This window comes from Mucilaginibacter pineti, assembly GCF_900101875.1.
Classification (GTDB): Bacteria; Bacteroidota; Bacteroidia; order Sphingobacteriales; family Sphingobacteriaceae; genus Mucilaginibacter; species Mucilaginibacter pineti.
Window position 1 is genome coordinate 86,828 of sequence record NZ_FNAI01000018.1, and the last position, 20,507, is coordinate 107,334.

The following is a 20,507-nucleotide window of genomic DNA, read 5'->3' on the forward strand; positions in this document are numbered from 1 at the left end:
CCATATTGACAGCTATAAGTTTTACATGGAATCCGTACGCAAAAAGTCTATCCCTTCGCTTATATAACGCTTTAGCACTCTGTAAAATGGTCGTTAAGCTATAATAAAAGGGGCTTAGCTTGTTAGCAATTATATATCTTCACGCAGGGACTTGTTGACTTCTAAGAGCCCCAAAAAGTTCTATCACTTTTTTCTGCAAATTGATCACCTCATCTTCACGGCTGCGCAGCTTTTCGTTTAGCTCATTCAATTGATCGCGATGTGCAGGAGTGCCTACAGTATCATCGTACGTTAGTAACTCTACAACCGAGAGGTCAAATAATGCAGCGATCTGTTTAATGCGGGAAAGGTTCACATCTGTAATCCCGGTTTCAATCTTTGAAAATGCCGGAATTGAAATATCCAGTTTTTTCGCTACATCTTCCTGGCTCCAACCGTGCTGATGCCTAAGAAGTCTTATTTTTTTGCCGATACTACTCATTTACCTAACATTAATCTAATCCCGAAAATAAAGTATTCTTATAAGTTTTATCAATTGTTTGGCATTTTATTTTATCATACAATTAAAATCAATACCAAAATTGTTCAATAACCCTTTTGAAAAGCTATAAACCGACAGGATTTTGGGGTGGCTGTATACTGAATTTTTTCCTGAACGAACCACTCTATGTATTGGGGCAAGGCCGTACCTGCGTAGTAAGGTAAATTCATCAACAGGTATGGCTTTTTTTAGGAGTCGTGGCATGTTCGCACTTAGATATACCATCATACCTCCGAATCGCATAAGGATGATCGGCGCCTTCAATAAATTGATGTAGCGATTTTAAGGAGCGTACTGTCTGACTTTATTTCAATAGGAATAACCAGTTTGTTAAAGGTAGAGAGCAAATCAATTTCGGCATTGGATTGTTCTTTTCCCTAACCCAAAAATTCGGCGTTTGTGATGAAATACTTTGTAGTGATATAAGTTTCTAGATAATCAGGTGCGAAATAATTGCGCCTTTATATGCTAGTTCAGATCCTCCATTGCCAGCATCTTGGCCTAAATGCCCAAAGAATAATTTACCAAACCCGTATCTAAAAACTGTAGCCTGGGAGATCTCTTTAAATCTGATTTTATTGGCGGGGCCATGTCGGTGGTCGGATAGCTCAAACATACAATTTTTGCATCTCCAAGCGTCTTGAATGCTTCTCCCACCTCTCTAGACTGGTAGTTTGAATTGCCAACCCCCTAATATTTGATACGCTCGTCTAAATACAGCGGCGTTCTGCGATCCGAAGGTACAGACATCCTGCCGAACAGTTATACGCTGGCTAAAGACCTTTATTTCGACCTGATGAACGATTACCTGATGACCTTGTTTTCGCAGGCATAATTCTTTTGCGCCTGATCCAGTCATGATAATTATCACAGATAAATTCATTGGTAGCTATACTCTTTACGGTAATAATTTTTTTAGTTGATCATCTAATGCTTCCCCTCGCAGGTTTTTGGCGATAATAATTCCATTTTGGTCAATCAAGAAGTTATCGGGGATAGCCGAAACGCCATACATCAGCGTGGCTTTGTTTTTATCGCCACGCAAGTCGCTTACATTTTCCCATATCAGCTGATCTTTCTTTACGGCCTGTAGCCACTGGCTTTTGTTCTCGTCCATCGACACACCCAAGATCGCAAAACCCTTGTCCTTGAAGCGGGCATAAGTCTGTGCAAGCTGTGGGTTTTCCTCCCGGCAAGGGCCGCACCAGGAAGCCCAAAAATCCAGCAAAATATATTTGCCTTTAATCTGCGATAGCCTGACCGCTTTTCCCTCGGTATTCAGTTGTTCAAAGTCGGTATAATGATCGCCCACTTTCGGGTTTTTGTTCAATGCCAGGTAATCCCTGATATTGCGGCCGTACTGTGTAGCCTTCATTTCCGGGCTCAGTCGCTCATAAAGCGCCTGCGCTATTTCCTTTCCCCACACGATCGCATAAATATCCAGAATATTGGCTGATACCAAGGAATTCGGATAGTTTTTAACCCAATCTTTTTCAACTTCTTCTACCCTGTTACTAGATAGCCTGATCTGGGATATAAGGCTTTTACGTTCGGAACTGTCCCTTGTCTTAGCTAGAATTTGCCTCAGGCTGTCTGCTGCCTCGTTGAAAGGTTTTCGTAATCGGTCGAGCCGCCTGCTCTCATCTTCGGTGGCCGAGCCGCTGATCAAGCCTTTTTTAAATTCACCAGCCTTAACGGTTATATTGATAAGCGTGTTTTCCAACCAGAAACTTACATAGTTGGTGTATTTTGCGGTATGTAGGTATACCGGTACCGCTTTTTCAGCAATACGGCCCGTCATATTGAATTTTCCGCCGATGACACGGCATGAATCAATTTGTATATCGGGTTTACCTGTACGCAGGTAAAGCCAGGTACTATCAGGTAACCCGGTAACTGTACCGTTGATCCGGTAACCAGGGGCAGCTGGGATAAACGCAAAGGCCGATAAGATACAAGCAGCTAACAGAAGGAATAGATATTTCATGATGCGGTTGAATTACTTATTCCAAAACTACACTGCACAACGATAGGATTTTCAAGAATTAGACCGGGGCGCTTATATTTTCGACGAGGTATTTTCACGGCAAGTTAGTCGAAAAAATACGGGGCTTAGTCGAAAAAGCTGTTACGTTCATTTCCGGCCCAACTAATAATCTCTATTTTGCATCATGAAGGCGACTCATTTTAAAATAGACCAGAAATACTTTTGGGTAGAGCTGAGTTTCCTGCTTTTTCTGTCCTTCGGTGTTTCGCTCATCAGCGACCTGGAGTACAGCGCCTATGAAAAGCACGACATTACCAAGTTTGCTGAGGATACCGGTTATCGGCTGATCACGGGCAGCTTTTCACTCATCATTTATGCCATCTATTACTTTGCGTTCCTAAAGCGCTATGTATTTGAACGCAAGATTATCGGCATTATTCTTTGCAGCGTTGGCTTTGTGATTGTGGATCAGTTAATTTATAAGTTTCCGAGTAACTGGGTGATTATTCATACCGACTTGGTTTCAAACAGTTTGAAAAAGCGGGCGGTTGAAGACCTTTTAAGGCCACATATTATTTTTACGTTCAATTATAGAGTTACCCGTTCTATAATTCCGTTAATTGGCTTGGCTTTTCTGATCAGGTCGCTCACCCAGGAACGGGAAATGAAAGAACTGAAAGAACAACAGCTGGTTTCTGAACTCAATTACCTGAAAGCTCAGCTCCACCCACATTTTTTTTTCAACACGATCAATAATATTTATGCGCTGGCGCTCAAGCAATCCACCCAAACTGCACCCATGGTAGCGCGGCTTGGTGAAATGATGCGATACATCCTCTATGAAGCCGACCAGTCAACTGTTCTCTTATCCCGGGAAATCACTTTTCTATCTGATTACATTGAAGTCGAAAAAATACGTTACCAGGAGCAAATGAGTATCCAATATGACGTGCAGGGTATCCGGCCCGATTCCTACATGAAGCCGCTATTATTGCTGCCTTTTATTGAAAACGCATTCAAGCACGGATTGGAAGAAGAAACAAAAAACGGGTTTGTCCACATCGTAATCTGTCAGACGGACCAGAACCTCACCTTACAGGTGAGTAACAGTATCCCACAGGCCTTAAAAAAAGTAGCTATATCCGGGATCGGTATTCATAATGTGCGTAAAAGGCTGGATATCTTGTATCCTGACCGGTATCAGCTGGACATTAACGAGACACCCGCATTATATGAAGTGAATTTAATTCTGACTAACCCATGATCCGGTGTATTCTAATCGATGACGAACCTTTGGCGCTGGAGGTACTGGAGCATTTCATCAGCCGTACACCCCAATTGGAATTAGTCGCTAAATGCGGCAATGCGCTTGATGCTTTTAAGGTCCTGCACGATCAGGAGGTCGACTTGATGTTTCTCGATATCAAAATGCCTGGCATCAGCGGCCTGGATTTTGTCAGTTCCCTGAAAACGCCTCCTGCTGTTATTTTCACCACTGCTTTCGCCGAACATGCGGTCAAAGGTTTCGAACTGGAAGCCATTGATTACCTGCTCAAGCCGATCACTTTCGAAAGGTTTGAGAAAAGCATCCGCAAGCTGCTGAAGATGCGCCCTTCCGAACTGACGGATGCTAAAGATTATACCTACTTCAAAGTGTCTGGCCGACTGATCAAACTTTTCCATGGGGATCTGCTGTATGCACAATCGGTGAAAGATTATATTTTAATCTGTACAAGGAGCGGCAACCACCTGACGCACATGACGATGAAATACCTTGCCGAGCTATTGCCTTCACCTGCTTTTCTGCGGGTGCACCGTTCTTACCTGGTGAACCGAGCCGCGATCAGCCAGGCGGATAAAAACAACGTTTATGTGGGTAATGAGATCATACCGGTGGGCGAAAATTACCGCAGTAACTTGGAGAAAATTATGTGAAATTGTAGTGGTGCCGACCTTATAATCTAATCACAATTATAAGCAAACTGCCATTGATAAGGATGTATTATAATACGGAGGTACCTATTTAAACCGACGGTTAGCCTCGCGAAAACTTTTGTTTCAAATATTCGCATAGTTCCGGTTCATAGCGTGGATTCGGATGACTGATGAAAAAAAGCCTATCGATTTAAGGCCAAGCTTTTTCCAGTGGTTTATTTTGTCATTCCAAAATCCAGCCGCTGTTTGTCAATCGCTTTATCACCGGATGCAGAAAATCGTATAAACGCATGTGGTGTAGTTAGTTTCATGTGCAAAATGTCCCGTCTGCCCGGCGTATTGGTTATGGCAAAGCCTTTGCCGTGGGATTTAAAAAATTTGATAACTTCATTCATTGTGTCCAGCATGAACCAGCCTTTGTGCCGCAATTAGATGAACAGATTAAAATGTTCCGGCAGAAGCGATTAATATGATTTCAGTTCTGGTATGGCTTTAGGCAAAAAGTTTTTACCCAACTGCAACAGTGAGGGGCCAAGCTTTGTTCTAAATAGTATGAGAGACTGCATGTTGGGCCATTTATCCTTATCTTGCCACTTATACATCCCAAACTTTATAGAATCCAAGCCCTTAATGCTTTCCAATGGCCGTGTCTTTTTTCTACGTATTGGCAAAATGATTTTATTCTCACATCACTATATTCAGTCAATTGGCTATCCGCTGAAGTACATCCGCTTGGCCGGAGCGTGCCAGGATGTCGGTCTTAAGATTTTCGTTAATGATCTCCGACACATCGCAGTTACGGTCTCCCGCGAGCATTTCAATCCCGATCAATACATAATTGTCTGACAGCGTTCCGCCGGAATACATTGGGCCCATAGTGATTGCCACCTTTGCAAGTTTACCGTCAGCATATAGGGAACGTGTTCTTTCAATGATCCCGGACAGGTCCTTCGTATCTAAGAACAATAAAGTATTCTCACGTACGCTTTCATAAAATTTCTTATACTTTTTGATCCTTTCGATATAAAATTCAGCTGAGAAATATCTTACCCGCGCAAATTCTTTAAGTCCATTGCTTGCCCAGTCCAGATAAACTGTCTGTATGATACGTACACTGTCATCAAACGTCTTACCGGTTTTCAGCTGATCGAAAGCTTCCCAGAAATGCTTAATGTCGATCGTGATCACATCCTTTGCGTTTGGGGGCTCGAATGGCTTTAACATTGAGCCGTGAGTTTATAACTTTAATAAACGGAAATATTTGGGCGGAAAGTGTGATGAATGTAAGTTCAATATTTTGTTAAATTGTTTGCCTGACTGTATTCCAGATGCCATGACCAGGTGTTTCTGTAGGAGGCACATCATTGGATTGTGTTACTCAGAAATCAAGTCTAACTAACGGTCAAATAATGACCGCCGTTTCGGAACAGTGTGATTCATGGGTGCAGATAATCTTTCTGATGTCAAGGCTTTATAATGGATCTAAGTAAGGAAGTATAGAAAGCATCATTTGCGAGTTACACGATATGAACGAAGGAACGGAAATTCTGCCGGGTTTAGATCAGGCTGTGGAAATTCTCGGCAAGCGGGAGCTGCCCGAACACCATTGTATTTTCTAATTTGTATAATTCCGCTTTAAAGTCATGTTTTCGGGTTTAGCTCGCAATTGCTTCCACGCCTACAATAAAATTTAAAACCTTGCCTTCATTCTTACGCCAGACAACATCGTCCAAACAGCATTGGCTTGTCTTCTAATTTAACTTTTAAGCTTACAAACTGCAACCTTGCTATCGTGTTTTTAATTAATGAGAACTTTTTTTGCTTATGAGTGTATTGTAAGAGGCTCTAACATGGTGTTATTGCCATTACACTTATATACATGAAAAAGTTTACTTTATTTACAATTTTAGCAATTTCGTTGTCAACACTTACATTAAAGGCACAAATTCAAAAAGGCAACGTAATGGTTGGAGGCAACTTTGCCGATTTAAACCTAGGCTTAAATGGTGCGAAGGTGTTCAGTCTTGACATTACACCAAAAGCAGCTTGGTTTATTCAGGACAATGTGGCTCTGGGTGGCTATGTTAATCTCGGAATTAAAACTGCGAAAGGCTCCAGTACTACAACAAACTATGGCGTAGGTGCGCTTGGTCGTTATTACACCGGCTCTGATGTTCAGGTATTACGTCATGGACGTTTATTTGCTGAAGCAAATGTTGGAATTGGAGGTACCAATGTTAGCGATGGCGGAGGCCATACAAACGGATTAGATCTTGGCGTTGGTCCTGGTTTCGCTTATTTTATTACACCTAACATTGGTTTAGAGACTTTATTAAAATACAAAGGAGTGTTTGGGTTTGGAGATTCCTTTAATCAGTCCAATCTAGATCTATCGTTTGGACTACAGATTTATTTGCCGGGAAGAAGTACAGCAAATAAAGTAAAGAATGACGTAAGATAACATCTAAATATTATGAACGCCAAGCTAGATCAACTTGGCGTTTTTTTGTTTATTGAAAACTCAGACAACGATTGGTAACTTAAATTTTGTTTGTAAAAATTAGATATCCAAACTTTAACTTCCGCTTTTAATCTCAACCTTGATTAGTATGGCTGGTAACGGATCTATAGTTTTACTTAGACTGAAGGGTTACTAATTCAGACAAGCAAAAACATGACAGTGTTTGAATTGCTGAAAATCAGTGTTGGATTTCAGCGATTTCCAGTCGGGTTAACGACCGTAGACAATTCGAGACGGAATAAATAGATTTCCTATTTTGACTTAATATAGATCATCCACACGATATAATCAATGGATGGTTTCTTTGGTCTGGATGCTCGATTTCTTAAGAGCGGTGATTCCCGACGATTTAACGGGGCACTGATCTTCTTGAGCAGCTTTTATGGTAGGGGCTTAAGTCAAAAGGTCAAGTGAATCAATACCAAGCCATGTTTACATAATAACTTAAGCTGCTCAGATGGTAATTTCAAATGCTCTCTGTCGATTATTATGCCGTCACAAAGTTTGTCAATAACCCATTCCTGCCGGATATGACCCCGTTCGGTGAATTCATTAACAGGAAGCCCGGTCACCGCCTTTGCCGCCAGATCTAACCATAGGCGCGCTGGCACTATTCAGGTGATCAAGCTGTCCGCGGCCAGTGAGATCGAGCTGATCGCAAGTGAATCCGAGCCAGAGATATCTGCGCAATCCCTTCGATTTGGAAGATATGGCCGATAAGGTGATCCGCATCATTGATTCCGAGCCGCTGACTTGTTGAGCGGCAACGTAAAATAAAAAACAGACCCTTTCCCCGTTTCGCTTTCCACCCAAATGCGGCCCCCGTGATGTTCCACGATCTCTGCACTAAGGTAGAGCCCAATACCGAACCCGGAAATATGACTGTTAGATTTGACACGATAGAATCGCTCGAAAATCTTCTCACGATCCTCGGGCCTGATCCCGATGCCTTCATCGGCAATGCTCACCCGCAGTTCTCCCTCAAAGGCTTCGCAGCTGACCCATATCCTGGAGCCTTTCGGGGAATATTTGACCGCGTTGCTCAACAGGTTCGATAACACAGAACTTATTTTAGGCTGGTCGGCCTGGACGACCGTTTTACCGCAGCTTTGCAGTTCAAAAATATGTGTGGTGCCTGCCAGGCTGACCTCTTCAATAACTTCACGGATCAGCCCGCCGATCAGGAAAGACCGTCTTTCAATGGCTATTTTACCGGACTCCAGGCGTGATATATTGAGGAAGCCATTGATCAGCTGGCTCATCCTTTTTGTTTGCTGATTGGCCTTTTCCAGCGCACCGGTAACAAAGGTATCGTCACTTTTTCGCAGCTTGGTTTCGACCACTTGTAAGATGGCGGTTAGGGAGGTCAACGGTGTTTTTAGTTCGTGACTGACCATACCGATAAAATCGCTCTTTCTTTGATCGTCTTCCTTGAGCCGCTGAATCTCGGTCGTGGAGCCCACCCACATGGTGATCTCTCCATTGTCGTCCAGCACCGGCGAGGCGATGTTCAGATGCCAGCGGTAATCACCCGCCGCATTTTTAAAACGCATCTCCATTTCTATCGGTTTCTTTTCTTTTGCGGCCGCAGCCAGGCGCTCAGTAAACACCGGGATCTCATCGGGATGCATCATCTGGTAATAACCGAAGTCCCGCAATTCTTCAAAGCTGAGGTGGGCGTAATCCAGCCATCGCTGATTGAAATAGGTTACCTCCCCGTTAGGCCTGGCATTACTGATCTTGGCGGGCACCAGGTCAGCCAGGAGCCGGAAGTGCCGCTCGCTGATCTCCAGCTTCTGACGCACCTTATCGGCCAATACCTGTTCGGTCACGTTGTTGGCCAACTGGATAATATAGGAAAGCGCCCCGTTATCATCAAAAACGGGTGTATGGCTGGGGTCCCAGTAACGCGTGATAAATTTACCGGGATGGTGGATATCCGGCACGTCATAGCGCTGGATTCTCATTTTATGCGGTTTGCCGGTGCGCAGTACCTCCTGCAGGGAAGCGTTGATGTTTTTTACGCCACTGGCATCGGGCAGCTCCGGGTTTTCCGGGAAGGCCTCAAAAATATGTTTACCCACTATCGTTTCGCGCGTGGTTTCGGTCGCTTCCAGGTAAAGGTTGCTGGCGGTCAGAATATACAGCTCCGGTGACAGCACCAAATAAATATTCGGCGCTGTCTGCAGCATTTTCAGCATTTCAGAAGAGGGTCGATGTCCGGTCATAGCAACAGCTAATATACAATGTTAAAATGGTTTGGATCAGCTGACTAATTGGCGCCCTTCCGCTACGATATGTTGATGATCTTCCTCATCAGCGCTTAATGATTTTTTTCCAATAAATCTAATGTTCGGCTATCCCGTTCTCCCTGGTAGCGCTTTTTCAGTATCTGGCCAAAAACAGGGAAGGTAGCAGGAACCGAGTCGAACAAACTATAGAGGATTTCAGTTTCAGATCTTCGGAGCTTTCAAAGACCGCCGTTGGGTCGTTAGTTTCCAATTCCAGGAAGGCTTTGCAAATATTCTGGTCCATCGGGAATCCGTTGCTTCTTTTATGTATTGATAGCACCACAGGATGTTTCAGTCGTCCCTAAACCGGCAACCTGCGGGAAGATATACCACATCCAATGACTGCGTTTGCGACCAGCTTTTATTTCATCATAGGCAATGGTACAATCACGCTTCTGGGCGTACTTAAAGCATTGTAAATTATTGTTTCCCATGATCATTACTTCAGTTTGCATACGGTATTATATAAACAAATAATCGTCGCTTTCATTGACCCTTTCATCCCGGTTAGTCAGAATGGTAGCCGCAAGGCGTGCCACGCCCACAGCGATCAATGTATTGCGGACCCTTGCAATTTTGGAAAAGCCAAACAACCAAGGCGTGGCTAAGGCGAGCAAACTTACGGAAGCATCCAGCAGCAAATGTTTTCTAAAAGGTATCAAAGGAAAAATGCCCCATCTTGCGTTTATCAATAACGTATAGGCTTATCGCACCCACTCCGAGCGCGCGGCAAATATTTTTTGCGTGCAGCGTGTTTTTAAATACAATCGCCTCAGGCAACAGCGGCACAACGATGGCGTAAGCGCAATCGATCACGCCATGTACATTTTCAGGTATGATGATTGAACGTCAACAATCAATCATAATTTTAGGCTCATAGTCACAGCTATACTTTGACAAATTAATTTACGTACTCTTGAATTTTTTGCAGGAGAAAATCAACGTCAAAAGGCTTCGCCATAAAGTCATTTGCACCAGCGTTAACGGCAATTTGCTGACCGTCCCTGCTGGCTGATATTACGATTACAGGGAGATCTTGCGTGTCGGGATTTTTTCTTAAGCTTCTTAACACTTGGTCTCCTGATAGCACAGGCATCCAAAGGTCAAGCAACAACAAGTCAGGATGCTCGCGGTCAATAACTTCATATAAATTTAAACTGTTTTGGACGGGAATAATATGGTATCCGTTTCCTTCTAATACAATTTCGAGCATATCCAATATGCCTTCATCATCATCACAGATCAGTATAGTTTTGTTTGTCATTAGGCTGTTATGATGTTTAACGGAAGTGTAAAACTAAATGTCGAACCGTTACCGGTTTCACTCTCCACCAATAGTGAACCACCATGGTTTTTGATGATCTGATCGCAGATGTACAATCCGATACCCATGCCCGGAAAACGCTGCTGGATATCGCCCACACGGAAGAAGCGGTCAAATATCTTTTTCTGGTCTTCCAACTTGATGCCCATTCCCTTATCGGTAATCGAAAATTTAGCAAAGTCGCTTACACGGGATAGGTAAACGATAATGGCTTTATGATCAGGTGAATATTTGATCGCATTGGAAAGCAAATTATTGATCACCTGGATGATATGCGATTCATCTGCTTTAATGCGTTCGTTGGTATTTCCTACAATTTGAATTTCATGTGATTTCGTTGCCACCTGAATTGCCTCTACTGTTTCGTGAACGGTTTTATCAAAATCAAACTCCTCTTTATGCAATTCGATATTGCCGGTTTGTATACGGGACACATCGAGTAATTCTGCGATCAAATTATTTAACCGGTTGATATAAACCCCGGTTTTATCTAAGATAGCTTTGAATTTATCATTAACTTCCGGTGGCACCATCCTTTGCATAACCTGCACCAACCCTTTGATCGTGGTTAGCGGTGTTTTTAATTCATGACTGGCAATGGACAAAAAATCATCCTTACGCCGTTCGATCTCCCTGCGGTCTGTAATATCCTCAATGGCTATTAATATGCGGTCCTTATATTGGCCTTCCAATTCAATCCGATGTGCGTTCAATAACATCAGTTTTTTTCCTATGTGCGGAAAATCATGTTCGACCTCAAACTCTTCGACAGGATTGTTGGTCGGTAAAATGCTTTCCAGTAATTCTTTTAATGCCGATATGTCCCATTGTCCGTTTCCAAGATCGTAAAGCAATTTTCCTAAGGTATCTTCACTGGTCACCTTAAATGTCTTCAGAAAATGATCGTTAACGCTTAGCACTTTAAACTCAGGATCAAGAACGATCAGACTTTCCCTGACCGTCTGTACAATGCTGTTAAGGTAGTCTTCACTTTCCTTCAGACTTTTAGTGCGTTCTGCAACACGCTTCTCCATGATCTCCTGCTGCTGACGTAATTCCTGCTCAACCTTTTTTCGCTTGGTTACGTCGTTTTGAACGCCTATAAAATAAATTACTTTACCCTCATCGTCCTTAATGGGCGACATGTATAGTTCATTATAGAAAAGCGTTCCGTCTTTTTTGTAGTTGCGGATATCGACCACACAACTCTTTCCGTCCCTAATGGCATCTCTTAAAAAAGAACGTTCTTTTTGGTCACGATCTTCTTTCTGCAAAAAACGACAGTTATGTCCAATGATCTCATTTCTGTCGTACCCGGAAATTTCTTCAAAAGCTTTATTACAATAAATAATTGGGTTATCTTGAAGCCGGTTGTCGGTTAAGATAATGCCGGAAATTGAAGCGTCGAGCGCTTTTAAAAGCAGCCTGAAATCCTCCTGAGATGTTTCATTTGAAATATTAAAGCTGCCGTTGTATAAACTATCCAAAACAATATTAATTACTTGATTTTAGGGTCGATGCAAATATCCTGCCATGGATCATTTGTATATACCTTGCTTTAATCATTATCGTCATGGTCGGTCCCGTCAATGTAATTGCCTAATTCTTTAACGCATTCAGCATTTGGCAAATCACCCTGTAAATGTCCCCATTCGTTGCCATGCTTGCTGATTAAAAAATCATTACCTGTTTGTTCACTACGGAATGTATAGAGCATTTGACCATTCTGGTTATTACGTTTTTCTATTAATGTACACCATTGCTTACTGCCATCCGTGCTGCTAATCTCAATCTTTAAGGGCTTCTCCATCTTCATTATTAATTAGAATCGTATATCTATGACAATCAATAACATTCCTGTTTTGTTTACCAAATCGAAACTATATTTTAATGCGCAATTAATATATATATGAAGAAACAATAACGCCGAGTAATGGCTAGTTATTTACATTATCTAAAAGATACTATGTCAAAAAGAAACATCTTTTGGCAGATTTGATTACCGATAAAATGCTAATTGAAATGCGAAAAGAATATAAGCAGCCAAATGTGACCCGGAAAGAATAAATCTCCTGTTTCACGAATACGGTTTACTGCATTGCGTATCGTAAAATCCCGCGTCGTCAAGCCGAGTTTCACCTCATCCCGGGTAGCCGGAATAGATAGCGTGGCACCGGCTTGGGACGCAGGGAGAATACACCTGCAACGGTTGAAATTTAGAACGGTTTGTGTACGCTACTTCCAAAAAAGGCCTACCGTTGCCGACAGGCCGTACTTAATAGCCGATGGCGGATAGTTTACTTAGTGTTCCAGCCTTTCATCTTTTCACTCAATTCCGTAAGCCCGGCTTTTTTCAGGCATTCATCTGAGAATTGTTGAAGTTCCTCGACCGTTTCTTTAGGGATCAATTCCAACAATCCCTGTTCACCATCCTTTGCGGTTAGCCCTCTTTCAATTACGCTGTTTAATAGTAATACCGTCTTCCGGTTGATCTTGACATCGACCTTCACCGCCTCATTCATGCCAGGACTGCACAATAACGTTTCGTACACCTGGGCCATCACATTCGTTGCCATACTTTAAAATTAAAAGTTAATTAATGGCTGTAAAATTAAACCATAGCCATTTGACTATCCTCATCAAAATTTAGCGGGGATAGGTGAATGCCATTTACGCTGGTTAATTTCGCTTTCGGTTTGTGATTGTGGATTTAGATTTAAGTGTGATGGATGCAAACAAACAGGGGTTGTCCCTCGATGAGATCAGGCAGCTGGATATGGTAGATTACCTGGCTTCTTTAGGTTTTGAACCGGCGAAGCCGAGCCGCAACGGGGTGGATTATTATTACCTGTCGCCGCTTCGCAACGAAGCGGATGCCAGCTTTCATGTGAACCGTAGCAAGAACAAATGGTACGATCACGGTGACGGCAAGGGCGGCAACCTGATCGACTTCGGCCTGCTTTATTTTAATTGTACCATCGGGGAACTCAAAGAGAAATTTGGCGGTAATCTTTCTTTTCACCAGCCCACTGATATGTCGTTCGTAGCGAATAAAAATTCGGACAAGGTAGCCAATAAGATCATCATCAAAGGCGACCGTCCGATCTGGTCGTACCCGCTCAAAAATTACCTGCATGAGCGCATGGTGCCGGTATCCGTTGCGGAACAATTTTGCTGCGAGGTAAGCTATGAAATAGAGGGCCGTTCGTTCTATGCCATTGGTTTTAAAAACGATGCGGGTGGCTACGAATTGCGCAACAAAATTGTCAAGCAAAGCAGCGCGCCAAAAGACATAACTACGATCAATAACGGGGCAAAAACGGTGCAGGTTTTCGAGGGTTTTTTTGACTTCTTAACTTATAAAAGTATGCGCCCGCAGGAGCCGTCAGCCTCATCCAACTTTGTGATCCTGAACAGTGCCGCATTCTTTGAGCGGGCGCGTCCTTTTATGGAGCAGCACGAAACCATTGGGCTATGGCTGGACAACGATACCACGGGTATAGCTTATACGAAATACGCTTTGTCATTGGATAAAAGCTATCGGGATGAAAGCGGCTTATACAGTAAATACAAGGATTTGAACGACTGGCTGACCAAAAAGGAACTGGCACCCAAAAAGCAGCTAAAACAGAAGATTGGTTAATGAGCAGGTTTTGAGGATTTTAAGCGTACCGGCATCCGGTAGCTGGCGGAAGATTGCCTTTTTTGCAATCGGCAAGATGTCCGGTTGTTTAACAACAACCGCATCTTGCCGCCCCCTCCGAAGTCGGGGGCGGGTGAGAAAAAGCTGTTTTCGGGAAGATTTAGAAGGGAAAGGGATGTGTGATGGAACAGGAAAATGAGAATAGGAGCCGTATTATCGGCCTCCGGTTAACCGCGTCCGAGTACGGTGAGGTGGAAAAAAAGTGGAAGAAAAGTAACTGCCGCAAGCTCAGTGACTATGTGCGCCGCCTCCTGTTTGGCAGGCCAATGGTGAGCAGCTACCGTAACCGGTCGATGGATGAGGCGATGGCCGAACTGATGCTTTTACGTAAGGAATTGAACGCTATCGGCGTGAACTTTAACCAGGCGGTACACCGCCTCCATACGCTGGATCACCTGCCGCAAATGCAGGCCTGGCTCACCGCTTTCGAGCGGGATAAAAGTGTGCTGTTCGGCAAGATGGATGAAGTCGTTTTGTCAGTGGAAAAGATGGCGGCGTTATGGTTGCAGTGATCAAAACGGGGCATTCGGTTTTGCGCTTGTTAAACTACAATGAGAACAAAGTGAAAGAGGGCGCGGCGGTCTGTATCGGTGCCGGGAATTACCCGATAGATCATGCGCGTTTGTCCTTCGATCAGAAGCTGGCGCGGCTGCAAAACCAGGCGGCTTTAAACGAAAATGTGACACGAAACAGCGTTCATATTTCGCTCAATTTTGACCCCTCGGAAAACCTTTCCGAAGACCGTTTGCGCGAGATCGCAGACGTCTATATGAAAGGGATCGGTTTTGACGATTTACCCTATTTAATGTACCAGCATTTCGATGCCGGGCACCCGCACATTCATCTCGTTTCCGTAAAAGTCCGGGCCGATGGGCGGCGCGTCGAAACGCAGAACATCGGGCGCAACCAATCAGAAAAAGTGCGGAAGGAATTGGAATTAAAATATGATTTGGTAAAGGCCGAAGATAGCCAGAAAAAGCAGGCTTACCGGCTCAAACCGGTCAGCGCGCAAAAGGTGGCTTATGGCCGCACGGAAACCAGGCGGGCCATTGCAAATGTGCTGGAAAGCGTATTGCCACGCTATAAGTTTGCGTCCCTGCCGGAATTGAATGCGGTGCTGCAATTGTATAATATCGTAGCCGACCGGGGCGGCGAAAATTCCCGCATTTTTCAGCACCGGGGCTTAGTCTACCGGGTGCTGGACGAAGAGGGTAACAAGGTAGGCGTTCCGATTAAGGCCAGTGATTTATATAACAAGCCCGGTTTAAAATTCTTAGAAGCGAAGTTTTCCGCGAACGATGCCGCCAAACAGCCGCATAAAGTCAGGGTAAAGAATGCGATTGACCTGGCTTTGCTGCCTGGTAAGCTGCATCTGACCAGGTTGATCGCTGCCTTAAAGGAACAGGGAATTGATACGGTGATCCGAAAAAATGAGAACGGGGTGATTTACGGGATTACTTTTGTAGATCACGAAAAAGCTTGTGTATTTAATGGCAGCGCGTTGGGTAAGGCTTACAGTGCCAAAGCCATTTTGGAACGGTGTACCAACGCCGGAGCGGGTGAACAAAAAACAAAACTGGCGGCGGGCGAAAAAATATCCGGCGGGGCGGCCAGGCAGGGACATACCGAACGGAAACCGGGGACGGATGCCTTCGTGCTGGGTGAGCAGATGCCAAATTTGGGCGCGCTGGCCGAAGCCTTATTACAGCCGGAATACCAGGGCGAACAGATGGACTGGCAGTTGAAACGAAAAAGAAAAAAAAGGAAGCGGCAGCAATTGCCGCCGCAATGAGTGTGGGTAATTTTTAAGTGAGGAGGATAAGATGCAGACAGGGGAAAACGATCAGGCCATGCGCAAGATCCTGGATATGACCAGGCTGATGAGTATAGCGGTACTGGCTATACATTTTTACAAGGAGTGTTACGGGGCCTTTGCCGGATGGCATTTGGTGGCCCCGCTATCGGACAGGATATTGGGCAATATCATCGCGACAGGGTTGTTCAGCAACTTCCATAAATCCAAGCTGATCGCTTTGGGATTTCTGGTCATCGCGCTGATCGGCGTGAAAGGTAAAAAGGACGAAAAGCAGAATTTTAAGACGGCTTTTATTTACCTGCTGACCGGCTCGTTTTTTTTCTTCATCAGCTATTTTTTATTGCAGGTAACGGGGTCAATGAGCGTGGTAGCGCTGCTCTATATGGGCGTAACGGGTTTGGGCTATTTGCTGTTCCTAAGCGGCGGCACGATGTTGTCACGCATTATCAGGGACCGCCTGAAGGATGATATTTTCAATAGCGAGAATGAAACCTTCCCGCAGGAAGAAAGGCTGATCGAAAATGAGTATTCGGTCAACCTGCCCGCCCGTTACAAGCTCAAAGGAAAAATACGCAATTCGTACATCAATTATATTAATATGTTCCGGGCGCTACTCGTATTGGGTTCGCCCGGATCGACGGGTAGGGCAAAAGTTATTTCATCATCCGGCATGTTATTACGCAGCACATCCGGAAAGGCTTTGCGATGTTCGTCTATGACTTTAAAATGCCCGATCTGTCGGTCATTGCCTACAATACCTGGCTGCACAACAAGGATAAGTACAAGGTCGTTCCGAAATTCTATTCGATCAATTTCGACGATCTTTCGCACAGCCATCGCTGTAACCCGCTTGATCCTTCTGCCATGCTCGATATTACCGACGCGGTTGAATCGGCGCGTACCATTTTATTGGGACTGAACCGCGAATGGATCAAGCGCCAGGGTGATTTTTTCGTGGAAAGCCCGATTAACTTTTTAACGGCCATCATCTGGTACCTACGGAAATATCAGGGCGGGGAATTTTGTACGCTGCCGCATGTGATCGAGCTGATGCAGGTGGAGTATGACGACCTGTTCACCATCCTGCGCACCCAAAAGGAAATCGACGTGCTGATCAATCCTTTTGTGAGCGCTTACCAGCGCGACGCGGTAGAACAGTTGGAAGGTCAGATCGCTTCGGCCAAGATCACGATGGCGCGCATCTCGTCGCCGCAATTGTATTATGTACTGTCAGGTAACGATTTTACGCTGGACATCAATAACCCAAAGGAGCCGAAGATCGTTTGCATGGGCAACAACCCGCAGAAGATACAGATCTATGGTGCCGTGCTGTCGCTGTTCACCAATCGTCTGCTGAAGATCATCAACCAGAAGGATAAGCTGAAGTGCAGCCTTGTATTCGACGAATTTCCAACCCTGACAACGGACATCATACCGACGATAAGTACCGGGCGTAGTAATTTAATTTCGACCTGTTTAGGCATTCAGGATGCCAGCCAGTTGCGCAAGGATTATGGCCGGGAACAGGCGGACGTGATCATGAACATCGTTGGTAACATGGCGGTCGGCCAGGTGTCCGGCGATACGGCCAAGTCTGTTTCCGAAAAGATCGGTAAGATCATGCAGGACAGGGAAAGTCTTTCTATAAACCGTTCGGATACTTCGATCAGCCGCTCGAAACAGCTGGAGGCCGCCGTGCCGCCTTCCAAAATTTCAGCGCTCAGTTCGGGCGAGTTTGTGGGGATGGTGGCGGATAACCCCGATTGCAAGATCGAATTAAAAGCGTTCCACAGCGAGATTATTAATGATCATGAAGCCTTGAAAAAGGAGATAGCCGCATATCAGCCCATACCGATGGTTCGCAAGCTGGATAACGCCATCGTGCAACGGAATTACTTGCAGATCAAACAGGACGTGCAGCAGATCATCCTGTCGGAAATGGAACGGTTGTTAAGCGACCCGGCGCTGACGCACCTGATCATCCGCAAGGGCGCGGCGGGTAACAGTTGAGGGCCGTTATTTGCCCCTGAATTTTGCCGGGACGGGCTATTTTTCGTATATTTATGCTTTAATAAATTCACTGCACGGCAGTAAAAAAGGAACGGATATGAAAGCTTTAAAAACAGCAATTACATTACAGGATAAAAGAGTTTCGGAAGTGACCAAAGCTTTAAGACAAAAGAATTTGGCTGGCGGCCTGCCGTTCCTGATCCTATCTGAAGACCTGCCGGAAGGCCAGGCTTACCGGGAATTTCCGGACGGCCATATTGAGATACAGGAAATTACCGAGAATGGTGCCGAACTGAGGTCGAAACTGGTGAGAAAGCTGACCCAGGCAGAGGCCGTGAAATTCAGGTTAAAAAATGGACTATTCTAAAGCTACCTTACTGGTTATTTCAGGCCCGAACGGCGCGGGGAAGTCTACCTTCATTGCCTCTCTGCTGCCCGAAGCCTTTGAGGGCATCACCTCGTTTGACCGTGATAAAACAAGGATGACATTTGAACAGGAGTTGCAAGCGGAGGCCCTATCGCCGGATGAACTGACGGTCAGGGCCACTCGCCTGATGGAAGCCAGCCTGGAAGCAGCAATGGACAAAGCCATTACCGCGAAAGATCATTTTGTATTGGAAACGCCTTTATCGCATCCCGACTACTGGAAATACATCGACCGGTTTGAACGGAACGGCTACCAGGTGCAGCTTAATTACCTGTGCCTCGACAATATCCGGGCCTGCAAATTCCGGGTGGAGCAGCGCGTCCGCGAGGGTGGCCACTACGTTGACGCGCGGACGATCAAAGGTGTCTATGAAATGAACCTGCAGCATATTAATGATTACCAGGATACGTTCAGGATCATCGAGCTGTATGATGGCATGACCGCCCCGGCCTTGCTAGTTAAAATCGAAGACAGCCAGGTACTCTTAGCTAAAGAGCAGGCGTTGAAAAAGCAATGGATCAGAACCGGCTTGCCCGTCATTGCTGCGAAGCTGGCTCCGTTCCTGGAAGCGCAGCAATTAAAGTTAAAGCAGGAAAAAAGTTTGAAGTCTGAACGGCGTCCAAAATTATAGCGTTGATGATTGTTTATATAATAAGTCTAATTTTTTAAAAAGATGCTTTGAATTGTCTTTATTCTTTATGAAGCGTCAGCATTTGCACTTTTCGTTTTTCCTTATTAAGGCGCAACCCCATAGCCGTTAAAATATCTGTCAAACTTTGCGGGTTTTCCGGCTGGAAAGAAAACTTAATGTCAAATTTCTTATCAACATGCGTTTCGTCAACAACAAGCAAACGCCCGGTGCCGTTATTCTCCAAATAATTGGCGAAATCTGTCATTGTTAATCCTTGCTGATCAATTTCGCCGTGGCGACCCATGTATGTTCTTATACCTGACCTATTAACCGGGATACCTTTGAATTTCACGGGATCAGTTACTTTTAAAACATATACATCTTTAAGTTGGTTTTCAATTCTGGCCTGCACGTCAAATCGTTTTAAAAGTTCATTTTGCATGGTTGGTAATAGCTCCGTTTTATTTTCAACAATAATGTCCAGGCAATATCTTGGGGAGTTTTCTTGAGTATGGCTGCTGTCAATGACCCTTCTGTAAGGGAAGTTTCCATAAGCAACGCGATAAAGTGCAACGATATTACAATTAATGGCTGTAATTCGCTTGCCATGCCAGGTACTATCTGTGAGATAAGCCGTACTTAATCCCCGTGCGCCTTTGATCTCCGGCTGCATATCAAACCTTTTTTTAAGCGTTTCAGTTGCCGGGAAAACGGTATTAATCAGCTCATCTTCAGAGGAGATCTGAAAGTCCTTTTTCTCGCTGACATGTATCTCTTTCTTATTTACGATACTATCTATTAAAAGATCAGTAATGGACTCAGGATTGGTATTGGCGATCAACTTCCCTTCGGACGAGATCAGCACGGAATGCGTTATCAACTGATGAGGAAAAATTTTAGCTATGGAGCCGCCCGTATCGACGGCAAACCACAAATTGGATGGCCTCGAAGCCAAATATTGTCCCGTGCGCTTTGCCGTTTCTTCTGTTACCGTAATCACCTGTAATCGATCAGGATATTTTTGTTGTAGCTGCTTTAAATGTGGCATCGCCTCAAGGCAGGCACCACACCAGGTAGCCCAAAATTCAATTAAGATTATTTTACCTTTTAATTGGCTTAGCGTAGTTGCCTTAACAGGGGCATTTAAAACAGTTGTAAAATTAATGTCGGGAACAACTTCATGGTTTTTAACCTGCGCGTAGGCGCAACTGATCAAAAGGAGTAATGATAGTGCTATCTTTTTCATGTAATTCATTTCTACAAATGACGGCAGAAATGCAAGGCTGGATAGTTAACGCAGGTTAACCAAAGTTAATTAGTG

The 20,507-nt window shown here is 44.5% G+C and carries 20 protein-coding genes and 1 pseudogene; 10 read left to right on the plus strand and 11 right to left on the minus strand.

What is annotated here, in order from left to right; all coding sequences use genetic code 11:
* Positions 1-139 precede the first annotated feature (139 nt).
* The gene (locus BLS59_RS27115) at positions 140-481 is read right to left on the minus strand and encodes a helix-turn-helix domain-containing protein (protein ID WP_091155586.1); all 342 of its coding nucleotides are present in this window, start codon (positions 479-481) and stop codon (positions 140-142) included.
* A gap of 757 nt (positions 482-1,238) precedes the next feature.
* Here BLS59_RS27115 and BLS59_RS31880 point away from each other — a divergent pair.
* On the plus strand, positions 1,239-1,376 hold the full coding sequence (locus BLS59_RS31880; RefSeq protein ID WP_162842788.1) for a hypothetical protein: 138 nt from the start codon (positions 1,239-1,241) through the stop codon (positions 1,374-1,376).
* 63 nt (positions 1,377-1,439) lie between these two features.
* Here BLS59_RS31880 and BLS59_RS27125 read toward each other — a convergent pair whose 3' ends face one another.
* The gene (locus BLS59_RS27125; RefSeq protein WP_091155589.1) at positions 1,440-2,528 is read right to left on the minus strand and encodes a TlpA disulfide reductase family protein; all 1,089 of its coding nucleotides are present in this window, start codon (positions 2,526-2,528) and stop codon (positions 1,440-1,442) included.
* A gap of 184 nt (positions 2,529-2,712) precedes the next feature.
* Between BLS59_RS27125 and BLS59_RS27130 the strand changes: the two genes are divergently transcribed.
* Together BLS59_RS27130 and BLS59_RS27135 are read left to right on the plus strand one after the other, a co-directional pair.
* Entirely contained in the window at positions 2,713-3,792 is a 1,080-nt protein-coding gene (locus BLS59_RS27130; RefSeq protein ID WP_091155592.1) for a sensor histidine kinase, read from the plus strand.
* On the plus strand, positions 3,789-4,463 hold the full coding sequence (locus BLS59_RS27135; RefSeq protein WP_091155596.1) for a LytR/AlgR family response regulator transcription factor: 675 nt from the start codon (positions 3,789-3,791) through the stop codon (positions 4,461-4,463). Before BLS59_RS27130 ends, BLS59_RS27135 begins: the two co-directional genes overlap by 4 nt.
* A 215-nt stretch (positions 4,464-4,678) precedes the next feature.
* On the opposite strand, the gene BLS59_RS27140 is transcribed toward BLS59_RS27135, so the two are convergent.
* Both BLS59_RS27140 and BLS59_RS27145 read right to left on the minus strand, forming a co-directional pair.
* The gene (locus BLS59_RS27140; RefSeq protein WP_143014253.1) at positions 4,679-4,858 is read right to left on the minus strand and encodes a hypothetical protein; all 180 of its coding nucleotides are present in this window, start codon (positions 4,856-4,858) and stop codon (positions 4,679-4,681) included.
* 307 nt (positions 4,859-5,165) lie between these two features.
* Positions 5,166-5,687: a hypothetical protein gene (locus tag BLS59_RS27145; protein WP_091155602.1), complete on the minus strand. Its 522-nt coding sequence runs from the start codon at positions 5,685-5,687 to the stop codon at positions 5,166-5,168.
* 655 nt (positions 5,688-6,342) lie between these two features.
* Here BLS59_RS27145 and BLS59_RS27150 point away from each other — a divergent pair.
* Positions 6,343-6,924: a hypothetical protein gene (locus BLS59_RS27150; RefSeq protein WP_091155606.1), complete on the plus strand. Its 582-nt coding sequence runs from the start codon at positions 6,343-6,345 to the stop codon at positions 6,922-6,924.
* Between the two features lie 791 nt (positions 6,925-7,715).
* Here BLS59_RS27150 and BLS59_RS27160 read toward each other — a convergent pair.
* The 6 genes from BLS59_RS27160 to BLS59_RS27190 form a co-directional block, all read right to left on the minus strand.
* Positions 7,716-9,176 (minus strand): sensor histidine kinase, encoded by a 1,461-nt coding sequence (locus tag BLS59_RS27160; RefSeq protein WP_240315353.1) that lies wholly within the window; start codon positions 9,174-9,176, stop codon positions 7,716-7,718.
* 362 nt (positions 9,177-9,538) lie between these two features.
* Positions 9,539-9,730, minus strand: coding sequence for a DUF1810 family protein (locus tag BLS59_RS27165; protein WP_205411367.1), 192 nt, complete (start codon positions 9,728-9,730; stop codon positions 9,539-9,541).
* A 446-nt stretch (positions 9,731-10,176) separates the two neighbouring features.
* Positions 10,177-10,539 (minus strand): response regulator, encoded by a 363-nt coding sequence (locus BLS59_RS27175; RefSeq protein ID WP_091155620.1) that lies wholly within the window; start codon positions 10,537-10,539, stop codon positions 10,177-10,179.
* Positions 10,539-12,086 (minus strand): PAS domain-containing sensor histidine kinase, encoded by a 1,548-nt coding sequence (locus BLS59_RS27180; protein WP_240315354.1) that lies wholly within the window; start codon positions 12,084-12,086, stop codon positions 10,539-10,541. Before BLS59_RS27180 ends, BLS59_RS27175 begins: the two co-directional genes overlap by 1 nt.
* Positions 12,087-12,157: 71 nt before the next feature.
* Entirely contained in the window at positions 12,158-12,409 is a 252-nt protein-coding gene (locus BLS59_RS27185; protein ID WP_143014255.1) for a hypothetical protein, read from the minus strand.
* A 487-nt stretch (positions 12,410-12,896) separates the two neighbouring features.
* Entirely contained in the window at positions 12,897-13,175 is a 279-nt protein-coding gene (locus BLS59_RS27190; protein ID WP_091155626.1) for a hypothetical protein, read from the minus strand.
* A gap of 149 nt (positions 13,176-13,324) precedes the next feature.
* Between BLS59_RS27190 and BLS59_RS27195 the strand changes: the two genes are divergently transcribed.
* From BLS59_RS27195 to BLS59_RS27220, 6 genes and pseudogenes are all read left to right on the plus strand, one after another.
* On the plus strand, positions 13,325-14,242 hold the full coding sequence (locus tag BLS59_RS27195; RefSeq protein WP_091155630.1) for a toprim domain-containing protein: 918 nt from the start codon (positions 13,325-13,327) through the stop codon (positions 14,240-14,242).
* 182 nt (positions 14,243-14,424) lie between these two features.
* Positions 14,425-14,814 carry a plasmid mobilization protein gene (locus BLS59_RS27200; protein WP_091155633.1) on the plus strand — a complete coding sequence of 130 codons (390 nt, stop codon included), beginning with the start codon at positions 14,425-14,427 and terminating at the stop codon, positions 14,812-14,814.
* Complete coding sequence (locus tag BLS59_RS27205) at positions 14,802-16,094, plus strand: relaxase/mobilization nuclease domain-containing protein (RefSeq protein WP_091155638.1); 1,293 nt, start codon at positions 14,802-14,804, stop codon at positions 16,092-16,094. Before BLS59_RS27200 ends, BLS59_RS27205 begins: the two co-directional genes overlap by 13 nt.
* Positions 16,095-16,125: 31 nt before the next feature.
* Positions 16,126-18,128: pseudogene (gene mobC / locus BLS59_RS27210) on the plus strand (conjugal transfer protein MobC).
* 97 nt (positions 18,129-18,225) lie between these two features.
* A complete protein-coding gene (locus BLS59_RS27215; protein WP_143014256.1) occupies positions 18,226-18,495 on the plus strand; it encodes a hypothetical protein in 270 nt (89 codons plus the stop codon).
* Positions 18,482-19,186 carry a zeta toxin family protein gene (locus BLS59_RS27220; RefSeq protein WP_091155643.1) on the plus strand — a complete coding sequence of 235 codons (705 nt, stop codon included), beginning with the start codon at positions 18,482-18,484 and terminating at the stop codon, positions 19,184-19,186. Before BLS59_RS27215 ends, BLS59_RS27220 begins: the two co-directional genes overlap by 14 nt.
* A 58-nt stretch (positions 19,187-19,244) precedes the next feature.
* Here the strand turns inward: BLS59_RS27220 and BLS59_RS27225 are convergent, their stop codons facing one another.
* Complete coding sequence (locus BLS59_RS27225; protein ID WP_091155647.1) at positions 19,245-20,441, minus strand: DUF3738 domain-containing protein; 1,197 nt, start codon at positions 20,439-20,441, stop codon at positions 19,245-19,247.
* Positions 20,442-20,507: the final 66 nt, after the last annotated feature.

Bases quoted from the DNA above. Each gene is read 5' to 3' on its own strand.
- BLS59_RS27115 (WP_091155586.1), bottom strand. From the start codon at position 481: ATGAGTAGTATCGGCAAAAAAATAAGACTTCTTAGGCATCAGCACGGT.
- BLS59_RS27125 (WP_091155589.1), bottom strand. From the start codon at position 2,528: ATGAAATATCTATTCCTTCTGTTAGCTGCTTGTATCTTATCGGCCTTT.
- BLS59_RS27130 (WP_091155592.1), top strand. From the start codon at position 2,713: ATGAAGGCGACTCATTTTAAAATAGACCAGAAATACTTTTGGGTAGAG.
- BLS59_RS27135 (WP_091155596.1), top strand. From the start codon at position 3,789: ATGATCCGGTGTATTCTAATCGATGACGAACCTTTGGCGCTGGAGGTA.
- BLS59_RS27140 (WP_143014253.1), bottom strand. From the start codon at position 4,858: ATGAATGAAGTTATCAAATTTTTTAAATCCCACGGCAAAGGCTTTGCC.
- BLS59_RS27145 (WP_091155602.1), bottom strand. From the start codon at position 5,687: ATGTTAAAGCCATTCGAGCCCCCAAACGCAAAGGATGTGATCACGATC.
- BLS59_RS27150 (WP_091155606.1), top strand. From the start codon at position 6,343: ATGAAAAAGTTTACTTTATTTACAATTTTAGCAATTTCGTTGTCAACA.
- BLS59_RS27160 (WP_240315353.1), bottom strand. From the start codon at position 9,176: ATGCTGCAGACAGCGCCGAATATTTATTTGGTGCTGTCACCGGAGCTG.
- BLS59_RS27165 (WP_205411367.1), bottom strand. From the start codon at position 9,730: ATGCAAACTGAAGTAATGATCATGGGAAACAATAATTTACAATGCTTT.
- BLS59_RS27175 (WP_091155620.1), bottom strand. From the start codon at position 10,539: ATGACAAACAAAACTATACTGATCTGTGATGATGATGAAGGCATATTG.
- BLS59_RS27185 (WP_143014255.1), bottom strand. From the start codon at position 12,409: ATGGAGAAGCCCTTAAAGATTGAGATTAGCAGCACGGATGGCAGTAAG.
- BLS59_RS27190 (WP_091155626.1), bottom strand. From the start codon at position 13,175: ATGGCAACGAATGTGATGGCCCAGGTGTACGAAACGTTATTGTGCAGT.
- BLS59_RS27195 (WP_091155630.1), top strand. From the start codon at position 13,325: ATGGATGCAAACAAACAGGGGTTGTCCCTCGATGAGATCAGGCAGCTG.
- BLS59_RS27200 (WP_091155633.1), top strand. From the start codon at position 14,425: ATGGAACAGGAAAATGAGAATAGGAGCCGTATTATCGGCCTCCGGTTA.
- BLS59_RS27205 (WP_091155638.1), top strand. From the start codon at position 14,802: ATGGTTGCAGTGATCAAAACGGGGCATTCGGTTTTGCGCTTGTTAAAC.
- BLS59_RS27215 (WP_143014256.1), top strand. From the start codon at position 18,226: ATGAAAGCTTTAAAAACAGCAATTACATTACAGGATAAAAGAGTTTCG.
- BLS59_RS27220 (WP_091155643.1), top strand. From the start codon at position 18,482: ATGGACTATTCTAAAGCTACCTTACTGGTTATTTCAGGCCCGAACGGC.
- BLS59_RS27225 (WP_091155647.1), bottom strand. From the start codon at position 20,441: ATGAATTACATGAAAAAGATAGCACTATCATTACTCCTTTTGATCAGT.